This window comes from Butyrivibrio sp. AE2032, from assembly GCF_000702965.1.
This window is the reverse complement of the sequence record NZ_JNLF01000003.1, coordinates 1885385-1911796: the sequence shown is the minus strand read 5'-3', so window position 1 is coordinate 1911796 and position 26412 is coordinate 1885385. Positions and strand designations below refer to the sequence as shown.

The 26412-nt window shown below is 44.0% G+C and carries 20 protein-coding genes; all 20 read right to left on the bottom strand.

The features are described from left to right. Positions 1-25: 25 nt before the first annotated feature. The 20 genes from udk to BO18_RS35595 all read right to left on the bottom strand — a co-directional run bounded on the left by udk (position 26) and on the right by BO18_RS35595 (position 26318). Complete coding sequence (udk, locus tag BO18_RS10445; protein ID WP_034446019.1) at positions 26-646, bottom strand: uridine kinase; 621 nt, start codon at positions 644-646, stop codon at positions 26-28. Positions 647-704: 58 nt separating this feature from the next. Beyond that, complete coding sequence (locus BO18_RS10440; RefSeq protein WP_034446015.1) at positions 705-2288, bottom strand: NAD(P)/FAD-dependent oxidoreductase; 1584 nt, start codon at positions 2286-2288, stop codon at positions 705-707. 66 nt (positions 2289-2354) lie between these two features. Next, entirely contained in the window at positions 2355-4760 is a 2406-nt protein-coding gene (locus BO18_RS10435) for a CotH kinase family protein (protein WP_034446013.1), read from the bottom strand. After that, positions 4757-5416: a DUF4956 domain-containing protein gene (locus BO18_RS10430; protein WP_051688647.1), complete on the bottom strand. Its 660-nt coding sequence runs from the start codon at positions 5414-5416 to the stop codon at positions 4757-4759. The genes BO18_RS10435 and BO18_RS10430 overlap by 4 nt, the downstream gene beginning before the upstream one ends. A 3-nt stretch (positions 5417-5419) precedes the next feature. Next, positions 5420-6121 (bottom strand): polyphosphate polymerase domain-containing protein, encoded by a 702-nt coding sequence (locus tag BO18_RS10425; RefSeq protein ID WP_034446011.1) that lies wholly within the window; start codon positions 6119-6121, stop codon positions 5420-5422. Between the two features lie 152 nt (positions 6122-6273). Continuing rightward, complete coding sequence (locus BO18_RS10420; protein WP_034446007.1) at positions 6274-7467, bottom strand: SGNH/GDSL hydrolase family protein; 1194 nt, start codon at positions 7465-7467, stop codon at positions 6274-6276. A gap of 143 nt (positions 7468-7610) precedes the next feature. Next, positions 7611-9095 (bottom strand): ArnT family glycosyltransferase, encoded by a 1485-nt coding sequence (locus BO18_RS10415; RefSeq protein ID WP_034446005.1) that lies wholly within the window; start codon positions 9093-9095, stop codon positions 7611-7613. Between the two features lie 27 nt (positions 9096-9122). Then, positions 9123-10076, bottom strand: a complete 954-nt coding sequence (locus tag BO18_RS10410; RefSeq protein ID WP_034446003.1) for a glycosyltransferase family 2 protein — start codon at positions 10074-10076, stop codon at positions 9123-9125. A 25-nt stretch (positions 10077-10101) separates the two neighbouring features. Next, positions 10102-11121 carry a radical SAM/SPASM domain-containing protein gene (locus BO18_RS10405; protein WP_034446000.1) on the bottom strand — a complete coding sequence of 340 codons (1020 nt, stop codon included), beginning with the start codon at positions 11119-11121 and terminating at the stop codon, positions 10102-10104. Between the two features lie 23 nt (positions 11122-11144). Next, positions 11145-12740, bottom strand: a complete 1596-nt coding sequence (locus BO18_RS10400; RefSeq protein WP_185752401.1) for a hypothetical protein — start codon at positions 12738-12740, stop codon at positions 11145-11147. A gap of 73 nt (positions 12741-12813) precedes the next feature. Further along, positions 12814-14400 (bottom strand): glycosyltransferase family 39 protein, encoded by a 1587-nt coding sequence (locus BO18_RS10395; protein ID WP_034445996.1) that lies wholly within the window; start codon positions 14398-14400, stop codon positions 12814-12816. Position 14401: 1 nt separating this feature from the next. Then, positions 14402-15493 carry a DegT/DnrJ/EryC1/StrS family aminotransferase gene (locus BO18_RS10390; protein ID WP_034445994.1) on the bottom strand — a complete coding sequence of 364 codons (1092 nt, stop codon included), beginning with the start codon at positions 15491-15493 and terminating at the stop codon, positions 14402-14404. Between the two features lie 263 nt (positions 15494-15756). Beyond that, positions 15757-16524: a glycosyltransferase gene (locus BO18_RS10380; protein ID WP_034445989.1), complete on the bottom strand. Its 768-nt coding sequence runs from the start codon at positions 16522-16524 to the stop codon at positions 15757-15759. A gap of 21 nt (positions 16525-16545) precedes the next feature. Then, a complete protein-coding gene (locus BO18_RS10375) occupies positions 16546-17715 on the bottom strand; it encodes an NAD(P)-binding protein (RefSeq protein ID WP_034445986.1) in 1170 nt (389 codons plus the stop codon). Between the two features lie 237 nt (positions 17716-17952). Beyond that, positions 17953-18891 (bottom strand): glycosyltransferase, encoded by a 939-nt coding sequence (locus tag BO18_RS10370; RefSeq protein WP_034445984.1) that lies wholly within the window; start codon positions 18889-18891, stop codon positions 17953-17955. Further along, positions 18891-20387: a DUF6056 family protein gene (locus BO18_RS10365; RefSeq protein ID WP_034445982.1), complete on the bottom strand. Its 1497-nt coding sequence runs from the start codon at positions 20385-20387 to the stop codon at positions 18891-18893. The genes BO18_RS10370 and BO18_RS10365 overlap by 1 nt, the downstream gene beginning before the upstream one ends. After that, the gene (locus BO18_RS10360; RefSeq protein WP_034445980.1) at positions 20384-21436 is read right to left on the bottom strand and encodes an NAD-dependent epimerase/dehydratase family protein; all 1053 of its coding nucleotides are present in this window, start codon (positions 21434-21436) and stop codon (positions 20384-20386) included. The genes BO18_RS10365 and BO18_RS10360 overlap by 4 nt, the downstream gene beginning before the upstream one ends. 107 nt (positions 21437-21543) lie before the next feature. Then, positions 21544-22971 (bottom strand): sugar transferase, encoded by a 1428-nt coding sequence (locus tag BO18_RS10355; RefSeq protein WP_034445977.1) that lies wholly within the window; start codon positions 22969-22971, stop codon positions 21544-21546. Positions 22972-23143: 172 nt separating this feature from the next. After that, on the bottom strand, positions 23144-24427 hold the full coding sequence (gene ltrA / locus BO18_RS10350; RefSeq protein ID WP_034445975.1) for a group II intron reverse transcriptase/maturase: 1284 nt from the start codon (positions 24425-24427) through the stop codon (positions 23144-23146). Between the two features lie 541 nt (positions 24428-24968). Beyond that, complete coding sequence (locus BO18_RS35595; RefSeq protein WP_242856550.1) at positions 24969-26318, bottom strand: WecB/TagA/CpsF family glycosyltransferase; 1350 nt, start codon at positions 26316-26318, stop codon at positions 24969-24971. Positions 26319-26412 lie beyond the last annotated feature (94 nt).

Below are 26412 nucleotides of genomic sequence, written 5' to 3'. Positions count from 1 at the left end.
CGCCTCACAATACTTTTTATCCAAATCACCCCTGCATCATCAGGTTAAGATGCTCCTGAAGAATACTGATACCTGTAGTATTCTCGCCGCCACGAGGGATTATGATATCGGCATACTTTTTGCTGGGCTCAACAAACTGCTCATGCATGGGCTTAACTGTCTCGCGGTACTGAGTCAGGATAGACTCGATGCTTCTTGCTCTCTCTACCATGTCACGACGGATCCTTCGCATAAGTCTCTCATCGGCATCAGTATCAACGAAGACCTTGATATCCATAAGGTCACGAAGGGCCTTGCTCTCAAGGATAAGGATTCCCTCAAGAATGATTACCTTCTTGGGAACCACATGAACAGTGGCATCTGACCTGTTATGAATTGTGTAGTCATAAACAGGCATATCTATTTCAATATTATCCCTAAGTTTCTTGACATCCTCGATCATAAGATCTGTGTCAAAGGATTCGGGATGGTCATAGTTAAGCCTTGATCTGTCCTCATAGGAAAGATCGTCATGGCGCTTATAATAGGAATCATGGTTGATGACTGCTATGTTATCTCCAAACTTTTCCTTTATCTTTCTTACAATGGTAGTCTTTCCTGAAGCTGTTCCTCCGGCTATTCCTACGATACATACATTTCCGTTCATTTTTACCTCCTACAACAAACTCGGAGTCGCAGTGCAACTCCGAGCATAAATATATTAATTAGTCAACCTCAACCTCGTCCTCTTCGACCTTGCTCTCATCGGACTCGTGATACTCTTTCTCTGTGTTAACATTCCAGATATTGCTGCGATCAGTCTCGCCACTTAAGATGTTGCGAACTGTCTCAAAGGATGTGCACATGGAGTGATCGATATTGTTATATCTGTGCTGGCCGTTACGTCCAACGCAGTAAAGATTGTCGATAGTATTGAGGTAATCAACCAGCTTGTCCATCTCATCATAGGTATCGAAGTAAGCCGGATAAGCCTTCTTAACTCTCTCCATATGATAGTCGATGACTTCATCTGCGCTGCTGATGAGATTAAGGGTAACCATCTCAGCAATGGCCATCTTGGCAAACTCATCCTCAGTCATGTTCCACATGTTGTCGCCTTCAAAGCAGAAATACTCAAGACCAACCCATACGGTATGCTCAAGGTCTTTTACCAGATATGGTGACCAGTTGTTGTAGATCTGGAAACGTCCCATCTTAACAGTTCTGTCCTGAACGTAAACCCAGTTATCAGGTACGATATTGCCGATGGTCTTAATGTTTGTCTTATTCTCAAGGTTGAGCTTTGGAACAAGAACTCCAAGAGTCATATAGTCACGATAAGGGAGCCCCTCTGCAATTCTGGCAGGATCAGAAGGAACATCATTCATTCCTGCAACAAGATCCTTAACAGGCATTGAGCTGATAACAACGTCGCCGTCGATGTCCATCTCCTGGCCGTTCTGAAGGTAAGTTACACCCTTTACGTGATTGCCATCCTTGCGGATCTTAACAACCTTAGCATTCATAATGATTGTTCCGCCAAGATTCTTTATCTCTTCGGCAGTTACATCCCACAGCTGTCCGGGACCAAGTTTAGGGTATGAGAACTCCTCGATAAGTGAGGTCTCAACCTTTCCGCCAGTCTTACCTTTCTTTTTATTAAAGGCATTCTTAAGTACTGCCAGAATAGACACGCCCTTTACACGCTGTGCGCCCCAGCTGGGATCGATCTCTGATGGATGTCTGCCCCAGAGATTCTCTGTGTAATACTCAAAGAACATTGAGTAGAGCTTCTTGCCGAAACGGTTAACGTAGAAATCCTCAAGGGAATTCTCTTTTCTCTTAAAGATCATAGCGTGAAGATATGAGAATCCACATGCTATTGTCTTGGCAAGGCCCATGTTCTTAAAGGTCTCAACCTTAAGTGAAATTGGGTAATCATAAAACTTACGATCAAAGAAAATTCTTGAAACCCTGTTACGACGAAGCATTACCCTGTCAACCTTCTCAGGATCCGGGCCTCCCTCCTTCATCTTCATAGGGCGCTTTAATACGATATCATCATAGGTAGGTGCCCCCTGCTGTGGAAGCATCTTCTCCCACCACTCGTTAACCTCAGGCACCTTGGAAAAGAACCTGTGGCCACCCATATCCATTCGGTTCCCCTTATATTCTACAGTCCTTGAAATACCGCCGAACTTATCGGTCTCCTCAAAAACAATTACCTGATAGTCCTTAGACTTTGACAAAAGCTCATAAGCCGCTGTAAGCCCGGCAGGACCTGCCCCTATAATAAGCGCTTTTTTCATAAAACGATTCCTTCCTTCATATGTTTAAAAACACCATTTGTAGTATAACATAACAATCCCTAAATATCAGCCATCTGCATAATGATATTTTCCTTCGGTCCAATTCTCCGAATAAACAGAGATGTCAACAGCGTTTTCCCAAGCTTCTCCTACATTTCCTGAGCCATGGTCCTCACCATTTATGTAAATTCCATAGCTATCCTCTCCTTCGTAGTAAGCATAGCTTCCAATAGGTGTTTCCACGTAGGTTCCTGAAACATAAGGATTTCTTATAAGATATCCCTTCTGATTTGTACAATCCAATAGGAAAAGAAGTTTATCCTCCCCTTCCAGCGCATCCTGAACCGTCTCATATCCCGCAAGGTCCAGATTGAATTCTGAAAGGAACTTATCTCTGTCGAATGTGACGCCGTCCTTGTGGTTCAGCTGCAGAAGTACCTTTCCGTCGATGTTGTCCAGGAATCTGAACCAGATATCTGTGTTGGGGATTGCATCAAAGTCAGATTCCACCTTGTATTCCGACTTCATGTACAGCTCATCACCCACGTCCCCAATGACGGTTGCAGCAAGAATGGGTTGTTCCACGATTGGGGAAGACTCGAAGCATTTTGTGTTTCCCAGGAATACTGTGTAGTCCTCGTCGTGGTCGTAGTCTGCTGTTTCTTCGTGAACCAGGGCCAGCTCTCCCATTTCCGTTTCATAGCTTTCCCCTGCAGTAAAAGAGCTATCGATGTACTCTGCATTCTTCCCGCCAAAGCTAGTTACAATGTAGCCTGTAGTGTCTATGATCCGGTCAGGGTCAATGCCGATGTATTCAAGGAATTCCCGGTATTCCGGGTCGTTTACAAGCTTCTTGTTCTTCAGTTCCAGCACAAATACTGCCTTTTCCAGGTCAACGTATTTGATGCACTGGTTGATGAACTGGTTGTCTGTCCGGTTGTTTTCAAGTCTCTCCATGTAGGCATCCATGTAGAAGAGTCTTCCTGTCACATATTTTCTGAAGGTATCCAGGGAAGTGATGCCATCTATGTAGTTGCCCTCAGGCCATCTTGTCTGGTCACGGTAGTAGGCTCCGGAGCCGAAGATGTCCTTTTCGTATTCGTCTATCTTTTTGCCGATGTTTTCGTCGGACCAGCCGTTCTGTCGAAGGATCCGGTACTTTTCAAACAGCTGGTTGTAGGTTTCTTCGTCCTCTTCTGCCAGAAGCTGATACAGCGGGCTGTCGGTGAAGAGAAGGTTCTGGTCTTCCTTGAAGCTGTAGCAGGAAGTGTGGTTTGGATCATCTACAGTCCACTCGCTTCCATAGGTCAGGTCCAGATCCCAGGGCACGAAGATGCCCTTTTGCTGACCATCCAGGTCTCTTACCAACAGATAATAGTTGTGCTCCAGATTATCGATTCCCTGGGTCATGGTGGTGTAGAGGCTAAAGTCAATGGCATTATCCATGTCTATCAGCTCTTTTAACGCAGCAGGGTCATGGTCTGCTTCCTCGACTTTTGTGTAATACTCATAGACAGGGTCGAAGGGATAGTCATCGGTTCTGTAGCCGGAAACCTTGTAGATACGCTTCTTGTAAAGACCCTCGTTATCGGTCAGAGCTCTGGAGTTTAGGGTCTTCTCATCAGGAAGATAGCCCAGGGTGTAAAGGCCCCAGTACTCACCGTTCACAAATAGCTCAACGTATTTGTAGTAGATTCCTGTATCGATGTTGTAGGCGTTGTCTGTGCCCACTGTCTCGGTCCAAAGGTTGTGGTTTAAGGTGTTGCGGACCTTCTCGTAGTCGTTATAGAGAGAGTTCAGTATCCAGTCCTCATCCTGCCTCATGCCAAGGAGAGAGAGCTTGTCCTTTCTCTTACTGTGGCCCACGGATTCCTTCTGAAGTGTGAGCTTGAAGGAATTCTTAGGGAAAGCTCTGGACATTCCACCACGGATCCTGATGTAGCCCTGAGACTCAGTGCGGCGCTTTACGCTGTCCTTTTCATTGTCAAAGAGCATCAGCTTCATTTCCTGGTCCTCTTCGCCAATGGTAGGTTTCGTCTCGATGTTCATGACTGGAAGGGTTGTGCAGATAAGGTTGCAGAGGCGATAGCTCTTTTCACTTGCTATAAGGATTTTGATTGGGGTGTTGGTTGAGATCAGCTCGTCAAAGATACCTGTTCCGATGAAGTAGACCTTGGCGTTATCGGTGCCCAAAGTTGCTCTGATGTCAGGGCTGTAGGCTGTATCTGAATCCTCTACCAAAGAATAGTAGAAGGTTTCTGCGGTGCTGTCGAAGACCAGCTTTTGCTCATCAAAATAAATGTCAGGAGAAAGCTCTTTTGCCTGGGCTCTCTCTGACATTATTGTATCTGCAGCCGCCTGATCAAGGATGAATGAATCAGCGCTTCCCTGGCCTTTTCCGGTAAGATGGAGGGTCAGGGCAAGGGCTGCAAGTAATGTGATTAGTAGGATTGATAGGGTCTTCTTGGTCATACGATGTCGTCGTTTTCATACTCCATCAGTGATATTTTCTGGATTCCTGCGTCTTTGAGAGCGCTCACAACCTGCTCTGTGTCGCACTTTGAAAGGTTCACAACATAGTCAATGCCTGTAGAAGTATAGTTGCGGCTCTTTACAGTGTACTTGCACTTTACGTCCTTGAGAATACCTGCGAAGTCGAAGTCCTTGTCATCATCTGAATGGAAAACCAGCACGTATGATGATCTGCCGATCTTGATGAACTCGAAGGCGATGAGGAGCAGTGTTACCACTATGAAGGTGATGACTGCAAGCTCATAAAGCTGACATCCGCAGGTGATTCCAATGTGTACGGACCACAGGATGTACAGCATATCTACAGGGTTCTTGATGGCTGTCCTGAACCTTAAGATTGCCAGAGCGCCGATGGTTCCAAGGGTGATCACCAAGTTTGACTGCAGGGACAGTACGATGGTTGCGATGAAAAATGGTATCACAGCCAGACAGATGTTGAAGGATCTGTTGTAGAACTCCCTGTTTGAAACCAGTCTGTATACAAGGAACTCAAGAAGGCTTAAGATAAGCACCATTCCTATAACAGACAGGATCGTGCTCCTTGTCAGAGCCGGATTATTAAAGTGATTTGCCGCTTCAGTAAAGGCAGATAGCATGATTTATATTCTCCTTCCGGTGTTACTCATATTTTTTCTTGCCATATAATATTTGGAAAAAGAGCTTTGAACAAGGCTCTCATCACTGGTCATACGCTTAATGTAGCCTGGGAGTACATGGTCAAACTTGACTTCCAGTATGTGCTGACCTGCTGACATGATTGGCACTCTCAGGTAGTCCCCCTGTAGAAATCTGTCTATCTCAGGGGAGTAGGAAATGTTCCTGTCCGCTGTGATCCTGATGTTAGCAATAGGCTCGATTATGGCAGTTCTGTCGTATTCAACTATTATCTTAGGGGAAAGCCTCATGGTCATGGCTCTTGCGCAGAACTCCTGAAGCACCTTGTTTTCTGTACTCCAGAAGACCTCTATGTAGTCCCCGTTTACTATCTTTTCAAAGTTTTCCAAAGAAAGATGACAGCTCTCCTTGTGGCATCTGCCATGGAGCTTTTCTTTCTTTTCAAGCTTCAGCGTTGATGTATCATGGCCATAGTACCTGATCCTGTACTTGTACCTCTTGGTGATTCCCGTCTCCGTGTCCCTTGCAAAGGAACCCCTGTCATCATCAAAGTACAAAGACCTGATGACATAGCTTCCATTGTCCCCATGCTCATCACAGGGAAGGACGCCCTTAAGCCGCTCCATCACAGAAAACAGAGTCTTCTCATGGCACTGATACTTCCACTCATTTCTGTATTTTTTCATGAATATCCACTCCTTGGTGGGGTATGTCCGCTGCTCCGCCCGGAGCAAGGCTTTTGCTCCTATGCGAAGCAAGTCAGATTTCTTCCAAATATGTAGTATAACATAAAAAGAACCACCACTCCATAAGGGAAGTGGTGGTCATATAAATGCTATCAGTCACCCCAGCTAAGGGCCTCATCAGAAGGCTGGGCAAGAGGGAACTCGCCCTTGATGTACTTCTCCCAGGACTCAGGGAAATATTCCTTCATCTGACCCTCATCGTATCTGTAGTACTCCTCAGGATCGAACTCTGCGATTTTGATGAAATCTGTCTCCAGATATGCATAGGGTTCATTGTGTTCTTGGAAGTTAATGTAGTGAGCCAGAAGTCTTGAGAATATCTGGCGTCCTGTCAGGGTCAGGTGGAGGTTATCAAACAAGTATTGGTTTGCTGTATCAAGGTAAAGATCACACTTTGTTGCAAACATTCCATCAAAATAGATCAGCCCCATCTCATCTGCCAGGTACTGTACCTTGCTGGCGTAATCGCCAAGAGTTCCTATACCATTACTAACAATAAACGAATCGCCTATGTAGGTATTGTCGGAAGAATCAACGTAGATTCCATAAAAAGGAGTCATCAGGATTATAGTTGCATCCGGGCACGCATTCTTAAGGGCATCGATACCTGATTTAAGTGCATTGTAGTATGAATGATACTGGTCCGCATCATAAAGTGAATTATCCAAAGGCACTTCGTTAAAGAAATCATTTGCACCATACTCAATAATGAAATAATCCACATTAGCAGTATCAATTGAGTTCATTGTGCTTAATATATTCTGATATCCTGAAAGAGTATCCTCTCTGTCAGACTTTCCTAAAAGGCAGTTGACCATGCCCACGAAGGAAAGTGACTTCATATTCTCCGGATTAATCTCACTGGTACTCTTTTCCAGAGAAGCTGTAGTCCCCCCAATGGCAAGGTTGTAGCAAATACTATTGGGAACTCTCTGAGCCAGAAGAGAAGGGATATCTGTTCCATCATCTCTTCCATGAGCAATCTGACTGTCACCAAAGAATACAATCTCAACACACTGGTCTCTTTCTATGGACACTGCCTCGTTAGCATTATCAGAGGCTGCGCTCTCATTGCTGACAGATTCTTCCAGCTCAGGTTCAAAGAGATCCTTCATGACAACTATAGATTTCTCAGCATTTGCTTCATCTGTAGTAGAGCTCTCTGCTAAGCTGTCAGTCAAGTATTCGTTTGCCAGCTGGGCATCCTTTTTCTCCATGGAACACCCTGTCAGCGCAATACTCATTGTAAGCATAAATGTTAGTAAGATTCTAGCTTTATTTTTCATAATGTCAGTCTCCTCTTTTCAAATGCAATTTTATCACGCTTTTTGCATTTGAGAAGTGCTTTGGGCAAATCTTAAGAAGTTCTGCTGCTAATCTTAAGAAAGTCTTAAGAATTTAACCATTTTACGGTTGTAATTATCGTTATTTAGTATGTCTCAGAACTCAAGATAAGGTAATCATCATTCGAAAGGATTACATATCCAGCAAGTACCGGTGCATATTCATCCCAGTAGTATTCATCTATAACCAGAATGGCATTATCCTCTGCCAGAAAGTCCTCCACGGTTCCGTCCACAGGAACAAGGTCACAATACATTTCCGCAGGAGCAACAAACTTAGGTTCCCAGTGTCCCTGCTTCGAATCATCTCTGAGAAGTGAAACCAGATATGCATTGGTTCCCCCATATTGATATCCATATTTCCTTCCAAATTCTATCATCTGGGCAGTGTAATTATTCAGGTTGTGGCCTGCAGTCAGATTAAGATTAAGGTCCCACTTGACACATGGCAAAATAAAGATGAATGGCATTACGAACGCAAGGCCATAGATGATGCAATTCGAAAGCACAACCTCCTCATTTCTGCTAAATTCACCTATATAACTTGCCGTCAGAAAACACATGGCAATCAAAGAGCCATACGTATACCAGGACAAATGACTTTTTGTAATAGCGAAGAACAGCACCGGAACCAGAGCCCAATAAACATACAGCAAATTATCGTCAAAGAACTTTCCAAGCTCTTTGACAGCCTCTGAAAAGGACTTTATTTTTATCGTTCTGATAACAGTTCCTGTAAATAGAAGCACGATAAAAATGATCATTATATTTGAGGTAACAAAACTCCTTATAGGTGCCCAAAATGAGCTCCGAGCTTCAGCCATCCTCTCCACGGTCTCACCAAACATCAGGGCTTCCAGGAATTTTGTCCCATCAAATAAATATCTTTTTATCATCCATAAAATTGGCAAAAATGCCGCTAAGAACGCTGAAACAACAACTCGCTTCGGACTCTTAAAAGCATTTTTGATCCTTGGAATATATAAAAGGCCGATAATAAAGATAAGGGCAGCATGAGGGCCCTTACACATGTATGCCATCCCCAAAGCTGCGCCATAAACATACATAGCATTTGGCTTTTCAATCATGACAAGAAGAGCCAACATGGCTATCATAAAAAACAGATTGAACCATCCGTCCATTTCGGCAGCGCGATACATATGAAAAGAAAAAAAAGCTGAACATGAAGCGAAAAGCCCCGGAAAGAAAGCCGCTGACGCGAGATCTTTCTTAACAAGTAAAAGAAATTCCACCGCCAGTAGAAGAGTCAAGACCCCAGCTACAGCTGATGGAAACCTGGCTGCAAAGGCTGAAACACCAAAGACCTTGTATGACAGGATAATCAGATCCAGGCAAAAGGGAGGCTTTGAATTGAAATAGTCCACAGCACCTCTGTAGGTATTAACAATCCATCTCCCATCCTTAAGCATCTCATAGGCATTAGTTGCATGATATGCCTCATCTGTTGAATTTAAAAATCCTTCCCCCAAATTGTGAAACAGCATATACAAGTCAATCAGTATAAATACCAGCATGACAATGTATAGTGCCCCCCTAACAGTCTTTTTCATAATTCCCCCTCTTATAAAATAAGACTTTTAGTTCTGCTCCTCTTTGGCATAGTCTGTCTCTTTATGTCTCTGAAGCATATTAAGCTGCATTTCAAATTCACGACGATTATTGATTGCCAGTGTTGAAAGAATGAGTCCCGAGAACAAACTCTGTACAGCTGCCATCATGACAAAGCAACATACAATAAGGGTTGGGAACCTTGGAACAAGGCCCGTAGCCCAGTACTCCCTGATAATAGGAACCAGGAAAATAATTGAAAGCAGGGCAAGCACTGCTGCCACCATACTAAAGAACCCAAAGGGCTTATAGCTTCTGTATAGTCTTGCAATAGTCTTAAGAACCTTGAAACCGTCATCAAAGGTGTTGAGCTTGGACTCAGAACCTGCCGGTCTGTCTCTATAATCGATAACCACGTTGTCGATCTGCATGTTGTTGTAAACAGCATGAATAGTCATCTCAGTCTCTATTTCAAATCCCTTTGACAGTACAGGGAATGTCTTAACGAACTCATAGCTGAATGCTCTGAAACCGGTCATAATATCCCTGATGTTGCAGTCAAAGAGTTTATTGATGCTGCCACGTACCAGATTATTACCAAAGTTGTGGAAAGGTCTTTTGTTCTCCTGATAGTAGGTAGAAGAAAGCCTGTCCCCAACAACCATGTCTGCATTATGCTCAAGGACCGCTTTAACCATCTCAGGAGCAGACTCCATAGGATAGGTGTCGTCGCCGTCCACCATAACATAAACAAGAGCATCTATCTCACGGAACATACGCCTTATGACATTGCCTTTGCCCTGCATGTACTCATTGCGAACGACAGCACCGGCCTCTGCAGCAATCTCAGCTGTTCGATCCTTGGAATTGTTGTTATACACATATACAGTTGCTTCAGGAAGGGCAGCCTTTGCATCCCGGACTACCTTTCCAATGGTCTTTTCCTCGTTATAACAGGGAATCAGTACCGCTATCTTATCCACTCTTTACCTCATTTCGAAATGGTGATTATTTGATACCATCATCATCGTTATTTTTGTTACCGATCTTCATTCTCTCATGACCGCCAAGCTTATTGGCTGCATCCTGATCTCCACGGAGGATCGCATTTACAATCTGCATTCTAAAGCCTGCATCAATAAAGTCACAGTGCTTGCAGAATGGATAGTTCTGTCTGCCTTCAGCAATCTTCCTTCGAACCTCCTGGAACTTCTCAGATCCCCAGGCCTCCTTAAGACTCATCTTGTTCAGGTCGCCGAAGTCAGTAACCTCAAAGTTATCGCAGCAGCAAAGTCCCATCTTTCCGTTTGGCATAATCCACATATCTGTGAAGGGTAAAAGACATGTCTCTTTTATCACCTTCTGGGTCTCCTGCTTGTTAGGTGCAGAACCTGCACGGTTTGTAAGAACCTCCTGAAGGTATCTCATCTGAATCTGGATATCAAGATCCTTGAACTCTTCAGGATGAGCCTTAACGTAATCGTAGATCTCCTGAATATTCTTGTGAAGCTTCATCTCCAATGAATAGTTGTTTATGATTAGCTGATTTATATATGGAGCAATGGCCTTAACATCCTCAATCTTAAGGATAAGTCCGTTGGTGGACATGAAGATAAAGCTCTCAGGAAGCTTCTCCCTGGCATACTTATGTCTCTCTACAATCTTAGTATCAAGCCATGGCTCGTTGTTTCCGTATAAAGTAAGATGTCCCTTGTAGCCCCAGTCTGCCAGCTGATCAATAATGCTCTCATAGAGCGCATCGTCAATCTTAGCCAGAGGTCTCTTTTCCGCATGAACATTGGCTGTACAGAAGGCACAGGTGGAATTGCATCTATTGATGGTCTCAATGTTTACCACGTTTGGCATTGGAACTTCCTTGGCATTAAGGAAGTAATCACAGTAAGCCTTCTGTGACTTGGATCTTGTTACAAACTGCAATTTAAGATATGCATTACTTGCAAGCATAGGGAAATGCTTTCTGGCAAACCAGCCAAACTTTCCCATAAAACTGTTAACTCTGATTGGCATTACTAATTCTCCTCAAAAAATATTTACTGTTCCTCAGCCGGGGTATCGTTTCTCTGGTACAGCAGATAGGACTGATCAAAATCATAGAAAGTGCATCGCTCCTCCATGATAAAGTCATACCTGTCGCCCTCACCTTCGGCCACTCCACCAACGGATACTATGAAATCCGCTTCTCCGCTGTGAAGATACTGTTTCTGATATTCCAAAACCTCCTGCATATTCAGGGTCTGGGTCTGGAAATAATAACAAATAGGTTCTACATCAAGCACCGTATAGATTCCCGGATCAAATCCATTCTCAACAATGATCCCTGGATCTTCAACTCCCGAAGCCCTGATATAGTCTCTGAACTTATAGAGCCAAAGCTGATCCTGGGTCAGTCCCATGGATTTAACATTCACGCTGCCAAACCACACTACTATAATGGCTGCCACAAAAGAAACAAGGCTCAGTCCAAATGCTAAGGAAGAATCAAGGATTGCCCCCTCGTAATTCCTTCCGTGAGTGTTCTTTTCAATACGTGTCTTAAGGAGCCTTTCTATTATATAACAAAACGGTATAAAACCAAACAGTGCAAATCCATTTATTGGAAAAGAGTAATAGGAAATACTTACTCCTCCAATAAAAATCACCAGCAGGTGGAAAAAGAAAAGTGATCCGAGATTTATAAGCTCCGAAATCTGAAGTTCAACGAAGAAGCGATCTCTTTTCGCCAGGGAATTCCTGTCCTCATACAAAAGGCTTGAAACAGTTGACGCAATGAAGTAGACAATTCCTATAGCTATGAAAATAGCTGCTACCTTATTGTTAAAGGCATGGTCCTTGATTATGCTATAGAAAGCCGCCAGTCTCTGGCCCAAAGACATCTTCTCGGAGTATTCAAACACATTCTTATAGATGTAAACATATAGCCAGTCGCCGATTGCCCCATGGATTCCAAAGTAAATGATCCAGGGAATAGTTGCCAGAAGCATTCCCCCAAGGAAAACAAAGCAGCTGATAATAGCCTTTGGAATATTCCTATCGCCTATAAGGTCCGCAAAGAACACCACCGCCATCCATCCAAAGAAGAACCCCAGGGAATTGAATTTTATGTTCAATACACAGCCAGCTAAAATACCACCAACCAGTACCGTACCATAATCCATGGATTTAGGATAATTTCTTCTGAAGTGCTTAACTGACAGATACATGCCCCACAGGATAAAGGGGAAAAGAAATTCTTCCGCAGATCCACCCCAGTAGAAATTCCTTGAAGAATATATCACAGCCCCTGTTATAGGCGTGAGAATATAAGGAAATGTCCTTGGCTCCAGGAAAAGCTGATATATCTTAAGGATCGCCAGGAGCGAAAAGAACGCTGCAATTATCTCCATAACAAACACACCCCTGAAGGTGGTGGCTGATATCAGTGAAGCCAAGCCATATATGAAATACAGCATTATACCCTTTTGATCGAACAGATCTCTGTAGGGCACAAATCCCCTGAATATGCACTTTCCCACAGTAAGATAGCTGTTGGCATCATCCCAGAGATTGAACACATAGAGAAAAGAGCTCCTGGAGCAGATCAAAAGAATCCCAAAGGCGCTCAAAAGACACCACAAGGAAGGTTTCAAACCTCCTTCATGGTAATCATCCGAAAGATCATATTTTCCTTTCAAGGTGTTTGCAAAAAAGTCCATAGTAATCTTATCTCTTTACCAGTTTCTTTATTCCGTAAGCTGCATAGGGCAGCCAGTATATATAATATCTCATTGTATATCTTGAGGCACCTTCCCAGAATTCATGGAAGACAATTCCTCCAAAGATCAGTATCAGTATAAGCATCTCTTCTGTGGTTGCATGTCTGCGCACCAGAATCTGGAAAAGATATATTGCCACACCAAGGTAACACACTGACATAAACACATTCATTACCCATATAAGCACCTGAGAGCCCTGTCCAAATACCAGGTAGTCACAGAGCCAGGGCTGATTTTCCACATGTCTTGAAACCAGATCCAGGTTGTGGGTTGAAATGCATACAGAATCTGCCCACTGGGTTGTGAACTTTCTAAGGAAAAATCTGCAGGCATGCAAAGGCCTATGGGCAAAGTCCGTCAAGGTCTCCATTATATTGGCTTTGGCTACTTCCGCGGTCTTTTCTGTGTCATAGCCATTCTCACCAAAGACCTGATAATTATATCCATTATACCATCCATCCTCCAGCTCACTTTCCTGAAGGCCCATAGCTATATGGGACCAGGCAGGGCTTCCTCCCGGGATTTCCTGAAGGCCGGTAAGATGACAGTAATAGGCATCCACTCCGGCTTTTGCACCAAAAGTTATGAGGACCATTATGACTGCCAGGATTATTCGGTTGACGAGGCGTCTAGGCAGATTGCTCTTTGTTTTTATGACCGTAGCATTGCCATCTGCAGCAGTTCCTTCACCATTTTCCCCATCTACCTTCTGGCAGTTAGAGCGAAAAGCACTCCCTATCAGTATCATCACCAGCGCGATCAATGTCACTTCACTGTTGGTCTTAAGCAATACCGCCAAGGCTATGGAAATGGCCGAGATCAGCGCATAGCCATCTTTTTCCCGCTTAACATACAGAACCATCATGTACAGAGCCAGCGTCTGAGGTGCCATACTCAGAATATCGCCGTAAATATAGGTCACATAGTTATAAAAGAATAAAGCGCCCATAGAAAGCAGCGCCACAATACCGCAAACTTCCTCATCCTCGAAAAGTTCCCAGGTTATCTTATAGATCAGATAAATCGTGATAAGTATGCAAAAGAGCTGCACAATATCCCAGGCGAAGTAATTGCTCTTTCCAAAAATGCTCACCATGATCTGGCCAAATGCAACATATCCAAGCTGAAAGGGCCAGGTGTTAAGGTATCCACCTCCACTGGTCAGTGAGCTGTAATCCCCATCCATAAAGTCGTTGATAGCATTATCCAGGAAAAGAGAATCATCCACAGGAAGAGGTCTTATAGAAAAGATCAACGTAAGGCAATAGGCAGTTACAAAGCAAAGCATCAGTCCTAAAAAAATGTAGGATTTCTGAAAGCCTTTAGCCCTGTAGATCAGCCAGAATACCAAAAATACTGCTGCCACCAGAACTGCCAAAAGCGGGATATTTTCTTTTCCATACTGTGGAAAATCCACGTCAATATGCATGTCGTAATAGATGGTAGTGAATGTGCTCACCACCAGAACCACAACAGCTGCAAGCATAAGACAGCCGGCTATTATTCTGTTGAATATATTCAGCGCCTTATTCATCTTAATACTCGTTGCAGAGCTTTATTACAAGAGCCACTTCCTCATCTGTCATCTCAGGGAAAAGAGGCAATGTTGCACAGTGAGCAGCAAGTCTTTCTGCGTTAGGGCAGTCACCCTCCTTGTATCCCAGGTCTGCATAGGCCTTCTGGAGATGGCAGGGAACAGGATAGTGCCTGTTGCACTCAACATCGTTCTTAGCCATGTATGCAAGGAATGCGTCCGGATCAGGCACCTGAACCTCAAAGAGGTGGAACACAGGATCAGTGTTCTCAGGGTGAGCCTGGAGCACGAACTTATCGTTCTTGATCTCAGCCATGTAGCGCTTTCCGATCTCACGGCGACGAGCTGTCCATTCATCAAGATACTTAAGGCTTACAGAAAGCACTGCTCCCTGAACACCCTCAAGACGCATGTTGTAGCCAATCCTCTCGTGATAATATCTTACGCGACATCCCTGGTTTTTAAGCACGTTGATCGTGTCAATATATTCTTCGTTATTAGAGGTGCAGGATCCGCCTTCACCGAAGGCATAGAGATTTTTTCCCGGGTAAAAAGAGAAGCATCCGATATCTCCAAGTCCGCCAACCCTCTTTCCTTCAAACTCAGCACCATGGGCCTGAGCGCAGTCCTCAACAACGAAAAGTCCATGCTTATCAGCTATAGCCTTAACCCCTGCAAAATCAAAGGGCTGTCCATAAAGGTGAACGCCGATAATGCCCTTGGTTTTATCTGTGATCTTCTCCTCGATCTTCGAAGGATCAATCTCCCAGGTGTCAGCTGTACAGTCCACAAAAACAGGGGTTGCTCCAGCATGGGTAACGCCCCAGGCTGTCGCAATATAAGTGTTGGCAGGTACAATAACTTCATCCCCAGGGCCAACTCCCAGCGCGATCATAGCAGCCTGAAGTGCTGTGGTGCCGTTATTTACGCCGGTTGCATATTTAACGTGGCAGTAGTCCGCAAACTCCTTATCAAATTTATCAGCAAAAGAGCCACCGGAAAAAGCAGTCTCCTCGCACACCGCCTCAATGGCAGCCATATATTCAGCCTTATGCTTATGATAGTCTCTTGTAAGATCAATTCGTTTCAGCATTGCATTATCTCCTTCCTCTGTGCCGTCAATCTAGCAAATGTATGTACCGTCGCTCTGGGACACTGCACTAAACTCAAAAACACTTCGTTAAGTGCATGCCCTTGGCTCGTACTAGGCTCGAAAAATACCTCGCCAAGTACTCTGCTCAAGAGCTCAAAACATTCCGAGAAGCCAAGCTGTGAGCCTGTCTTCTCTCCATAGAGCTGAAGAATCGCTCCTTGCACATAACATTTGCTAGATTGCCGGCACCATATAAACATAGATTACTTTCTCGCTCTATCTTCTTTGTCGAATTCCTTCTTAAGTCGCCTGATGTTGATCAGATAGTTCTTGACGGTCTTTGGCACGTTTACCGTTGTATCATAGTCTTCGACCCACTCAACAGGCATATCTAAAATATTCATTCCATCTCTCTCTGCGCGGAGCAGGAACTCGATCATGTAGAACCAGCCGTTGTCGTTGGAGCACTCGGATACGAGGCGGAGGGCTTCGGGCTTACGAACGAAGGTGAAGCCACAGATTGCATCGGTGCTCTTCATCTTAAGGACGCTCTTAAGGATAATCAAAAGTCCCTTTGAAGTTATCTTCCTGTACCACTTACGACCAGATACATCAGATTCCTTAGAGAATCTGGAAGCATTTACGTACACTATCTCAGGCTTATCCCTGAAGATCTCGATCATCTTCTGAAGGTAACTGATATCTGTGGAAAGGTCAATATCCATGTAACCAACCACGTCTGAAGTACACTCTTCAACGCCCTTTCTGAAGGCAATTCCAACACCTCTCTGCTCAAGGCGGAAGTATCTTACAGTTATATAAGGTGTATCGTGGTCCGAAAATTCTTTTACCAGGCGCTGTGCGATTTCAGGCGTGTCATCATCTGAGCCGTTATCCACAATCGTCAGGGTAAAAGTCGCATCCTTTTCCAGAATGCTCTTATTCTTATCAAGGTATTCCATGGTCCTCCTGATTCCGCGCTCTAAGCGGAGGTGCTCATTCAGAACCGGGAAAAGTATATCTACTGTCATTAACTCATATCTCCATATATTTTACTTAAGGTATTCATCCAGGTCATAAACCGTGTTGATCTTTCCGGAAAGCACGCTGACAAATGTAGGATTTGTGCTGCTTACCCGGATTGTTGTTGGTCTGGAATCATCCACTTCACTGCTCTTAAGAATTGGCTTCATGGAGAAAAGAGATTTCTCATAGGTGTAGCCGTACTCAGGAAGCAGGTACTTTTCAGCCAGATGACTCATGTAATCAAAGGCAGATGCCGGCTTATTAGGACAGTCGTTGCAGTTGCAAAGCTGCTCCGGCTTGCAGTCTGTTCCAATCTGGCAGCTGAACTTCGGAACCTCATCGTAGCTTGTAACATGAGGCGTAAAGGTAACAGAAGTCAGTGAATGATAGCCGGTCTTTCCAAAAGGCATAATCGAAAAGAATGGTCCGTCCATAACTGTAAAGCCGTAGGGTTCCAAAGCCTTGGAGGGCTTGCAGAGAATGATCTCGCAAAGCTCATATTTTATTCCAAAGGACTTGAAGTCATCATCACTTGAGCCTGTCTTGTCTTCCACCATCTTGAGGATCTGGTTGCAGGATGCGTAGGTTGCGTTCAGCACAAAAGGAGCTGACGCCACGTGGCTGCCTGTATTTTCATCCGCGATTCCATATCCAACCTCATATCTGTCCGAAAGCTTGTGTATGAATCCAAGCCTTGCGTTCAGCTGTAATTCAACTCCCGGAAGCTTTGCAATCTCATCCAGGAAGTAGTCACGGAGGATCATCGCATCGTAGGTATCTTCCTCAGTAAGAAACGCTCCATCTACAGCTCCATCTTTGAAATAAGCCGAAGGTGCTTCCTCCTTACAGTAGATCCCTGCTGCCTTGCAGAAATCCTTAAACTGCTCTCCATTTGTCCATGAAAACTGTCCACTGGTAGCATAAATTTGCTTAAACTTTTCATGAATAGAGAACCCGTAGTCCTCATGGAATCTGCGGTAATATCCAGCTGACTTAAGTGCCGTAGAAAGAGATCTCGGATAATGATATCCCATATGTACCCTGGCCTGGTTGATGTACGTCGCCCTCTTGAAAGGCGCATCGTCGTACTCCAGCACCAGCACCTTCTCTCCACGTTTCCCGCAAAAGGTCGCAGCATAAAGGCCATACAGCCCACCGCCTATTATTATCTTGTCGTAAGTATTATTAGTCCCCAAATCAAATCATCCTATCAAGTATTTCTATGCCAAAGCTACTTCTACCACAATACTTACAGCAAAGTAGCCTCAAAATGCCTCTTTATGCGTTTGATGGCTGAGCTTATGCTACTTATCATAAATAAATCACGTTTAAGTAGCATTCTGTATTAAGTTTTTCCGAGTCCAGCGCCATTTCATGCTACGTAGAAATCCATTTCAAAGAAGCAGTAGCCTTACCTTGCTCGTTTCATGCGCTCAATTCCCGGAAATCTTCTCCACGTCCTCAACCAGGTACCTTTGCTGCTTAAATACCAGGCTCACAACAACTGAAAGATACTTCAGCACTATAGTCAGCAGCGAGAAGATTCCCAAAAATCCGATGGATAAGAATCCCATAACAGAAACCCAGCCGGATTCCAGCTGCTCATCCATAAAGAAGCTCTGTGCCACGTAGATCACAACGATAAGCGCAATAACAAAGAATGCCACGCTGATGGCCAAGGATACCTTCTCCATCACATCTGTGAAGTAAATGAAGGAATCCAGTGCAAGTCCGGTTCTTTTTCTTTTAACTGAATGCGTTCCTCTGCCGGCTGCCATTGACTTGTAGCTTATGCCGGTAACCTTAAGTCCGCTGTTCATGTACACAGCCTTACGGTAAGGAATATAAACTCCCATGGCCTTGACACGGTTTACAGCGCGCCTTGAAAGCACGCGGAAGGTCTCATTTCCGATGGGGTGCTGAGTTCCGCTGAATCTGTTATACACATGGTAAAAGAGCCTTGATGACAACCTGGTCCTTGAATCAGAAGATACTGACACCACGTCGTTACCCTTAAGGCACTCCTCGAAGGCTTCTCCAACAACTGTCATGTCGTAGTCCACTACGCAGTCATCAAACTCGTAGATAAAGTCTCCAATTGCCAGATCTCTTCCGGCATTCATGGCCATCTCCACGCCCTGTCTGGAAGCAAGCTTAACAATGCTCACCATGTAATCCGAAGGATTCTTATCAAAGTACCCACGGACCTTTTCAAGGCTGTCATCAGTAGAGGCATCATTCACCAACACCAGCTCACACTTATCAAAAAGAGCTGTCGCCTCACCCATAACACTTTTGATGAAATTCTCAACGCTGTCCCCGGAATTGCACATGTAGGCAACCACAGAGACAAACTTTTTATACTTTGCCATTACTTCTCCGTCCTTACAACACTATTCTTACCATAATATCTTCTCATGCTGTTATTTGTCCAGAACTCAGGATCCGTGGTAATATCCACCAGGAATATCATATCAGGCTCATATTTATAGCTTTCAACTACCACATCTGTGACAGAATCATCCAGCATCAGTTCTCTTCTTTCCATGTTCTGCTGCCTGTAATAAGCCGCTTCACCACTGGCTATATCTTCTATAGCACAGGTGGTGGAAAAGAAATCCATATCAGGAATAACTGTAATAATAGACAAAACCGCAAATAGAATAGCAGAAACACACAGCATTTTAGCAGATGCTCCTGAGATATACCCAATGTTTTGACTTTCAGCATGCTCCGAGCCAGACTTATTTCCTGTAACAACCGTCCTAATCCATCCCAAAACATAGAACAGGCACAGCACCAATAACAAAATGTATTGGATATAGAAAAGTGCACGAAGTCTTCCGGACTCAATATTAGCCAGACTGAACAAAGGTGGTGCCACATTGGCAGCTGTAAACATATATCCAAAGAACAGCACCGGCAAAGGATACTTAAAGGTCAGCTTACAGTCCTTTGTCATCTTCCACATGAAAGGCATACACATAACAAGAAGCAGCAATACCGCCCAGGTAGTCCATTCATTAATGCATAGATCCAGCACATAGTATATAGAGATAAAAATAGTCTTAACAAATCCAAAGCCCTGAACATCACTTCCACGGACATTGTTTCCTGGAGCAAGACAGCTAAGGGCAAAGGCTACAAGGTTAACAACCGCAGGCATAAGAAAAACCTTGTCTTTCTTCCTGTAGAAAACCCACACAATAAACATCAATGTGAAAACAGCCGCACAAAGGGATGACATATAATTTCCGCCGCCCACGAGAATTGCTGTGATACAGGCCATAACAATGTGAAAGATTCTTTTCCGGCGCTTCTCATCTACAACTGCAGATAGCAGTAATCCAATGTAGAAAAGCCCAAAGGAATACATCAGAATATAATTTGCCGCACCACAGTACCAGTAGAAAGCCTCAACTCTCGTGCCACCTCTGGGGAGGCACACAACAGTCATAAGCAGTGTAAGCATCGTAATGCAGTTTGTGAGATGTTTGTCTCTTCCAAGGACTCTTACAAATATCACCTTGAACAGGTAGATTGTTGACAGGCTTAAAGCCCCAATAAGGATATAAGCTCCAAGAAAATACAGTCTTTCATCAAAAACACTGGGTGGAAGCGACAGAAAAAAGGTCGAAGTATAGTACCCCATCCAGTTCATATAGTCGTACCAAGCCATGTACAAAGCAGCCCAGATTGCTGCAAAGACATTCCCGCCTGAAGCCTTGTAATCCCAATAAGCTCTGTAGCCCATAGAAAAATCATCTGCCGATGGATAGTTGTACCAGGCAACCCAAAGCAATGGGATGATACACAGTATATATAAGCAAGTCACTCCCCAGCTTATCGCTGATGTTTTAAGTTTCATATCCTGTAATACTCCTTGTACCACTTTGCAAAAGACCTAAGGCCCTCCCTTAAAGGTGTCGACGGCTTAAAACCAAAGTCTTCCTCCAAAGCCTTCGTGTCAGCATAAGTAACTTCCACATCTCCCGGCTGCATTGGCACCAGCTCCTTGTGTCTTTCAAAATCGTAATCCTCTGGAAGCACACCATTTGAAACCAGCTCCTGCTGGAGGATATCTACAAAATCAAGAAGGTTCACCGGATCGTTGTTGCCAATGTTATAGACCTTATATCTGGCACCGTTTTCGTTCTCAGCAGGCGCTACCTGCATCACATTCACAACGCCTTCTACGATATCGTCCACAAAGGTGAAATCTCTTTTGCAATTGCCAAAGTTAAATATCTTTATAGTCTCTCCGTTGCGGAGCTTATTAGTAAAACCGAAGTAAGCCATATCAGGGCGGCCTGCAGGTCCATATACGGTAAAGAACCTTAGGCCTGTTGCAGGGATTCCATAGAGCTTTGAATATGCGTGTGCCAAAAGCTCATTGCTCTTCTTGGTTGCAGCATAAAGAGATACCGGATTATCCACCTTATCATCTACGCTATATGGAATCTTCTTATTTGCGCCGTAAACACTTGAGCTTGAGGCATACACCAGATGCTGAACGGGATTATGTCTGCAAGCCTCGAGAATATTGTAGAATCCCATCACATTGGATTCCATGTAGGCATCAGGATTCTCTATAGAATATCTAACTCCCGCTTGGGCAGCCAGATTCACCACAACCTCAGGCTTAAACTCATTAAACACATTATCAATCAGGATCCTGTCAGCAATGCTTCCACGAACCAGTTCAAACTGCTCATCCTCATTTACGACTTCTGCGATCTTATCAAGCCTGTACTTCTTTATGCCCACATCGTAGTAATCATTTACATTGTCAACGCCAAGTATACGGCAGTCAGGATATCTTTTAATTAGTTCCATCACAAGATTGGCACCAATAAACCCCGCCGCCCCTGTAACCAGGATTCTCCTGCCTTCAAGGCTTACATTCTTATCAAGCATTTACGCATACCCTCCTCATTTTAATCCCTTATGGTATTTTACCACCGATTCCCCATTTTTTTCCATAGTAATTCAAAAGGCAACCCCTAAGGATTGCCTCGAAATCTTTACTTTGCTCCTTTGCCGAAAAGAACTACCCCCACTGTCATCAGCAGGATCTTGAAGTCCTCAGTAAGGCTCCAGTTGTCGATATATTTTAGGTCCAGCTTAACTACTTCGTCAAAGTCTTCAATATTGCTTCGACCGCTCACCTGCCAAAGGCCTGTAAGACCGGGCGTCATTGAAAGACGTCTTCTGTAATGCTCGTTGTACTGCTCAAACTCATTCTCTGTCGGGGGTCTTGTGCCTACAAGACTCATTTCGCCCTTAAGGACGTTCAGGAACTGAGGAAACTCATCCAGACTGGTCTTGCGAATGAAATTTCCAACCTTGGTAACTCTGGGGTCATTCTCCATCTTGAACATGAGACCCTTAACCTCATTCTGTGCCTCAAGCTCTTTCTTTCGTTCCTCAGCATCGATGTACATGGACCTGAACTTGTAGATCTTAAAACGTCTGCCGTTCTTTCCTACTCTGGTCTGGGAGAAGAAAATTGGGCCAGGAGAATCAAGCTTGATGGCAGGTCCAAGGAAGATAGTGATAATTCCTGTAAGAACCAGTCCCACAAATCCACCAATGATATCGAAAAATCTCTTTATAAAGAGCCTCTTGTAGCTTGTTCGGTTCATGGAATAGGTCAGAACTGAATAATCCATGAACTCCTCAACCTGAGCACGAGCCATTCCTACGCTTGGAAGCTCCAGGTTGTAGTGGGTTGTAACCCCCATCTCCTCAAAACCAAGAATCACGTCTTCAAGCTGTCCCTGAGAAATATGAGGTGCATTGATCATTACCTCGTCAAAGGGATCAGTGATAAGCCTTGAGGTAAGATCATTTATACCGTAATGTACATGAACTCCCTCGATGTACCAGGGTTCTTCACCTTCAGGCTTTTCTGCATCTGCGCAGTAGGCTCTTACAACCTTGTATCCAACCTTCTCGCCTTCAGTAATAAGTCTTTTGATGGTGTTCTCCATCAAGGCCTTTTCTGAAACAACCACGACCTTGGTAACATTGTTCTCGCTGTTGATGTGGCGCCATAAAAATCTCTTGAACAGAATCCTGCAGATATAGGTAAGCACTATATCCATCCAGATAAAGTTGATGATCACAAATCTGGAAAGGATGTTAGTCCAGTTCAGAAAGTAAACAGTTACCAGTGTTCCCAGTACCATGATGCCAATGGTTTTCAGAACCGAGAACAGCTCTTTTGCGTAGCCACGTAAGATAAAGTCTCTATTCCAGTCTGCCAGGAAGGTGTAGATTGAACACGCCAGAAGGAATATTACGCACACCATGTAGTGCAGCGTCTTGTCACCGTAGTCCCTGGTTGCATTGTATCTTAGCCATGTAGCAAAAAAGTAGGTGACCACAATGCACACCATATCTATTCCCCACAGCATATACGTTTGAAAGGTCTTGTATTTCTGATTCATTTCATGCTCCCATTATTTCATAACAATCGTAGAACATTATACAGCCACACCCGCCGTGGGTCAAAGGATATTTATAAAAGGATGCCAATCGAGTAGGAGGGAAAATTAAATAAATTTTCCCGACCTCTCACACCACCGTACGTACGGTTCCGTATACGGCGGTTCAATCAACTTAACAAGTAACATATCTTTCGGTGTAGTAATCTAACATTGAGACTAATCCAAAGCGGGTTAGTCTTTCTTTGTTTATCGCAAAGTTCATTACTCTTAGCTGACATACATAGGCTATCCTCTTGCCCGTATAGGCTGTACTCCAAGCCGTGTCTTTATCAACTCCAAGCTTCATCAAATTCTTTATACGATTCTGTGGAGTTTTCCAATGTTTCCAAATACACATACGCAATCTAAAACGAATTCTTGAGTCCATTTCCTTGCAAAGTGTTTTCATACTACCTATCTTGAAGTAATTTATCCAACCTCTGATGAGCTGATTGAGCTTTTCCACCTTGTAACTGTTGCTAACGCCCCAACTACGGCTAGTTAGTTCTTTCATTCTCTTCTTAAACTTTGCTACTGATTTTGCATGTGGCTTTGCCTTAAACTGATGCGCCCTGAAATCAAAGTAGAATCCGAATCCAAGGTATTTAAGTCCTTGCGGCTTGTCCACTTTACTCTTGGTCATGTTGACCTTGAGACCTAGTTTCTCCTCAATGAATCGGGAGATATTTCTCATAACTCTATTAGCAGACATTTCACTACCAACCATGATGATACAATCATCTGCGTATCTTACAAAGTTAAGCCCACGCTTTTCCATCTCCTTATCAAGTTCATTCAACATGATATTCGCCAATAATGGCGAGAGATTCCCTCCTTGTGGTGTTCCCACAATAGATTCCTCGTACTCATCATCAATCATGATTCCACTGACTAGGTATTTTCTAACAATAGAAATAACATCTCCATCTTTTATGGTTCTACCTATGATAGTCATAAGTTTATCGTGATTAACTGTGTCGAAGAACTTTTCCAAGTCAATATCTACAATCCAATCATTACCGTCATTCATCATGTCGAGCGCTGTTAGGATTGCTTGCTGTGCACATCTATTAGGTCTGAATCCATAACTGTGGTCATGAAATTGTTCCTCATAGATTGGTGTTAAAACTTGTGCTATGGCTTGTTGTATGAATCTGTCTGTTACTGTTGGTACTCCTAGGTTTCTGACACCGCCATCAGGCTTTGGTATCTCCACTCTTCGTACTGGCTGAGGTTTATACTTTCTTGTCCTCAACTGTTCCTTGATGATTTCGCCGTTCTTTGCAAGATGTTCCTTGAGTTCTGTGTACTTCATTCCGTCCACTCCCTCTGCACCTTTGTTTCGTACGACTTGCAGATATGCTCTGTTGAGATTATCACTAGATAGTATCTGCTCCATTAGACTACTTGTGTCCATGCGTTCTTTCCTTTCCGCCTCGCTTGATTTGACCACCTTTATCCCGATTGGTTACGGCAGGTGTTGTCATTTCTGCAACACGAGACATACTCAAACTTATTGATTGTTCACCCCTTCACTCCATCTCCATTACAGAGACTTCCTCGCTACTATGGGTTCGGCTGACTTCTCACAGTTCGTTGTTACTAGGCTAATGAAACCTCTGTGAGATCTCCACGCTTAAGGTGCACGCTCTTTCTCTCCATATATCCGCCACATTTACTCTGCTACTACAAATGTGATAGTTATTAGACTTCGTTGCTTTCTGCCAACTTATCTCTCGTAGCCTAGCCTTATATGTGATTTCTGTCCGTCGGACCAGAGATTTGCTTACAGCTTCCTTCAGATTCCACCTCACAATGGACACCCTTGCTGTTCGGCTATACACTTCCCACTATCTGGGCGTGTTCGGGACTTGCACCCGTTAGAGCGCGCCCATGGCGCGCAAACAGAAAAAAGCAACTCCGTAACAGAGTTGCTTTTGAGATGTTTTAAGTCGCTTTTATCGGCTGGTTACAAGGTACCAGAAGAACTTGGCGTTGGTAACAACGTATCTTTTAAGGAGACGTCCCGGATCCTGGAACAGGCGGTAGAGCCACTCAAAACCAATCTTTTGGATCCATGCAGGAGCTCTTTTGATGGTTCCGGCGTGGAAGTCGAAACCGGCACCAACTCCCATCATTACTCCGTTAATCTTGCCCTTGTGGGCATTCATCCATTTTTCCTGTCTCGGAGCGCCAAGACCGATCCACACAATATCTGCTCCAGACTCATTTATCATATCAACGTCTGCCTTGTCCTCCTCGTCAGATAAAGGTCTGAAAGGCGGAGAATACATTCCCTTTATATTAATTCCAGGATAGTTTCTTTCAAGATTCTCTCTAAGGGCATCAATTGTCTCCTGGGATGAACCATAGAAGAAATGGCTTATTTTTCCATCCTGAGTATTTCTGAACATATGCTCCATGAAGTCCGGACCGGCCACACGCTCAGCTCCCATGATGCCATTCTTTTGCTGAAGAACTGCAACAGGCTTTCCATCAGGGAAGACAAAAGCTGCACTGTTAAGAACCTCCCGGTAGTCCGAATTCTCTTTTCCCATAACAGAGGTGTGGACGTTAGAGAAGCAGATATATTGTCCACTTAGTTCCTTGATGTGTCTTATGACATGATGAACAGCCTCCTCAGGCCTTGCAATGCTGTAATTAATGCCAAAAAGCTTGAACTTCTCCTTGCGGATGTAGGCAGGAATCGTAGCATAGCCCTTTACATCAGTCACAATTCCGGAACGAACCTTGTAGCCCTGTGTTTCAAGGCCTATAAACGCCCTTATGCCAGCCTTTTCACAAGTTTTAAGAGTCTGGAGGGTGCTATCATCCACTTCCCCATCTTTGAAAATTGGGTGGATCAGTACATTATCGTAACCGCCGTCCTGAAGCTCTTTTACTATCTCCTTGCTGCCAGGATAAGGAGCCCTAAGCTCCATAGTCCTAAGCCTTGTCTCCCAGGCGTGGTTCTTAAGGAATATCTTCCTGTATGTCATCCTGAAGGCGTAGCCAATGAACACAGAAAGACAAAACAGCAGCGCCACCACAAGCCTTGAGGACAGTTCCCCCTTTTGAGCTCCGTAGAGGTAGAACATCACCAGTACGATCATCAGGATTTTGCTCTTAAGAACCGACATGAAATTCTCCACCGGATCCTGAAGGAACACGGAAACCCTTCTGGCATCATATGCAAAGAACACCAACGCCTGAATGATGCAAAGATAAAAAATAAACTCCACATAAAGGCCATTAAATATGCTTGCCCAGTTGCTGAAGTTCTCTCCAAACCTTATTTTTAAAGACAAAAAACAAGCCGTCAAAACTGCCAGCTCGTCAATGAAAAATATTCTCCTAATAGGATAACGTAATCCTGTCTTACTATTCACGCTCAAACTCCAA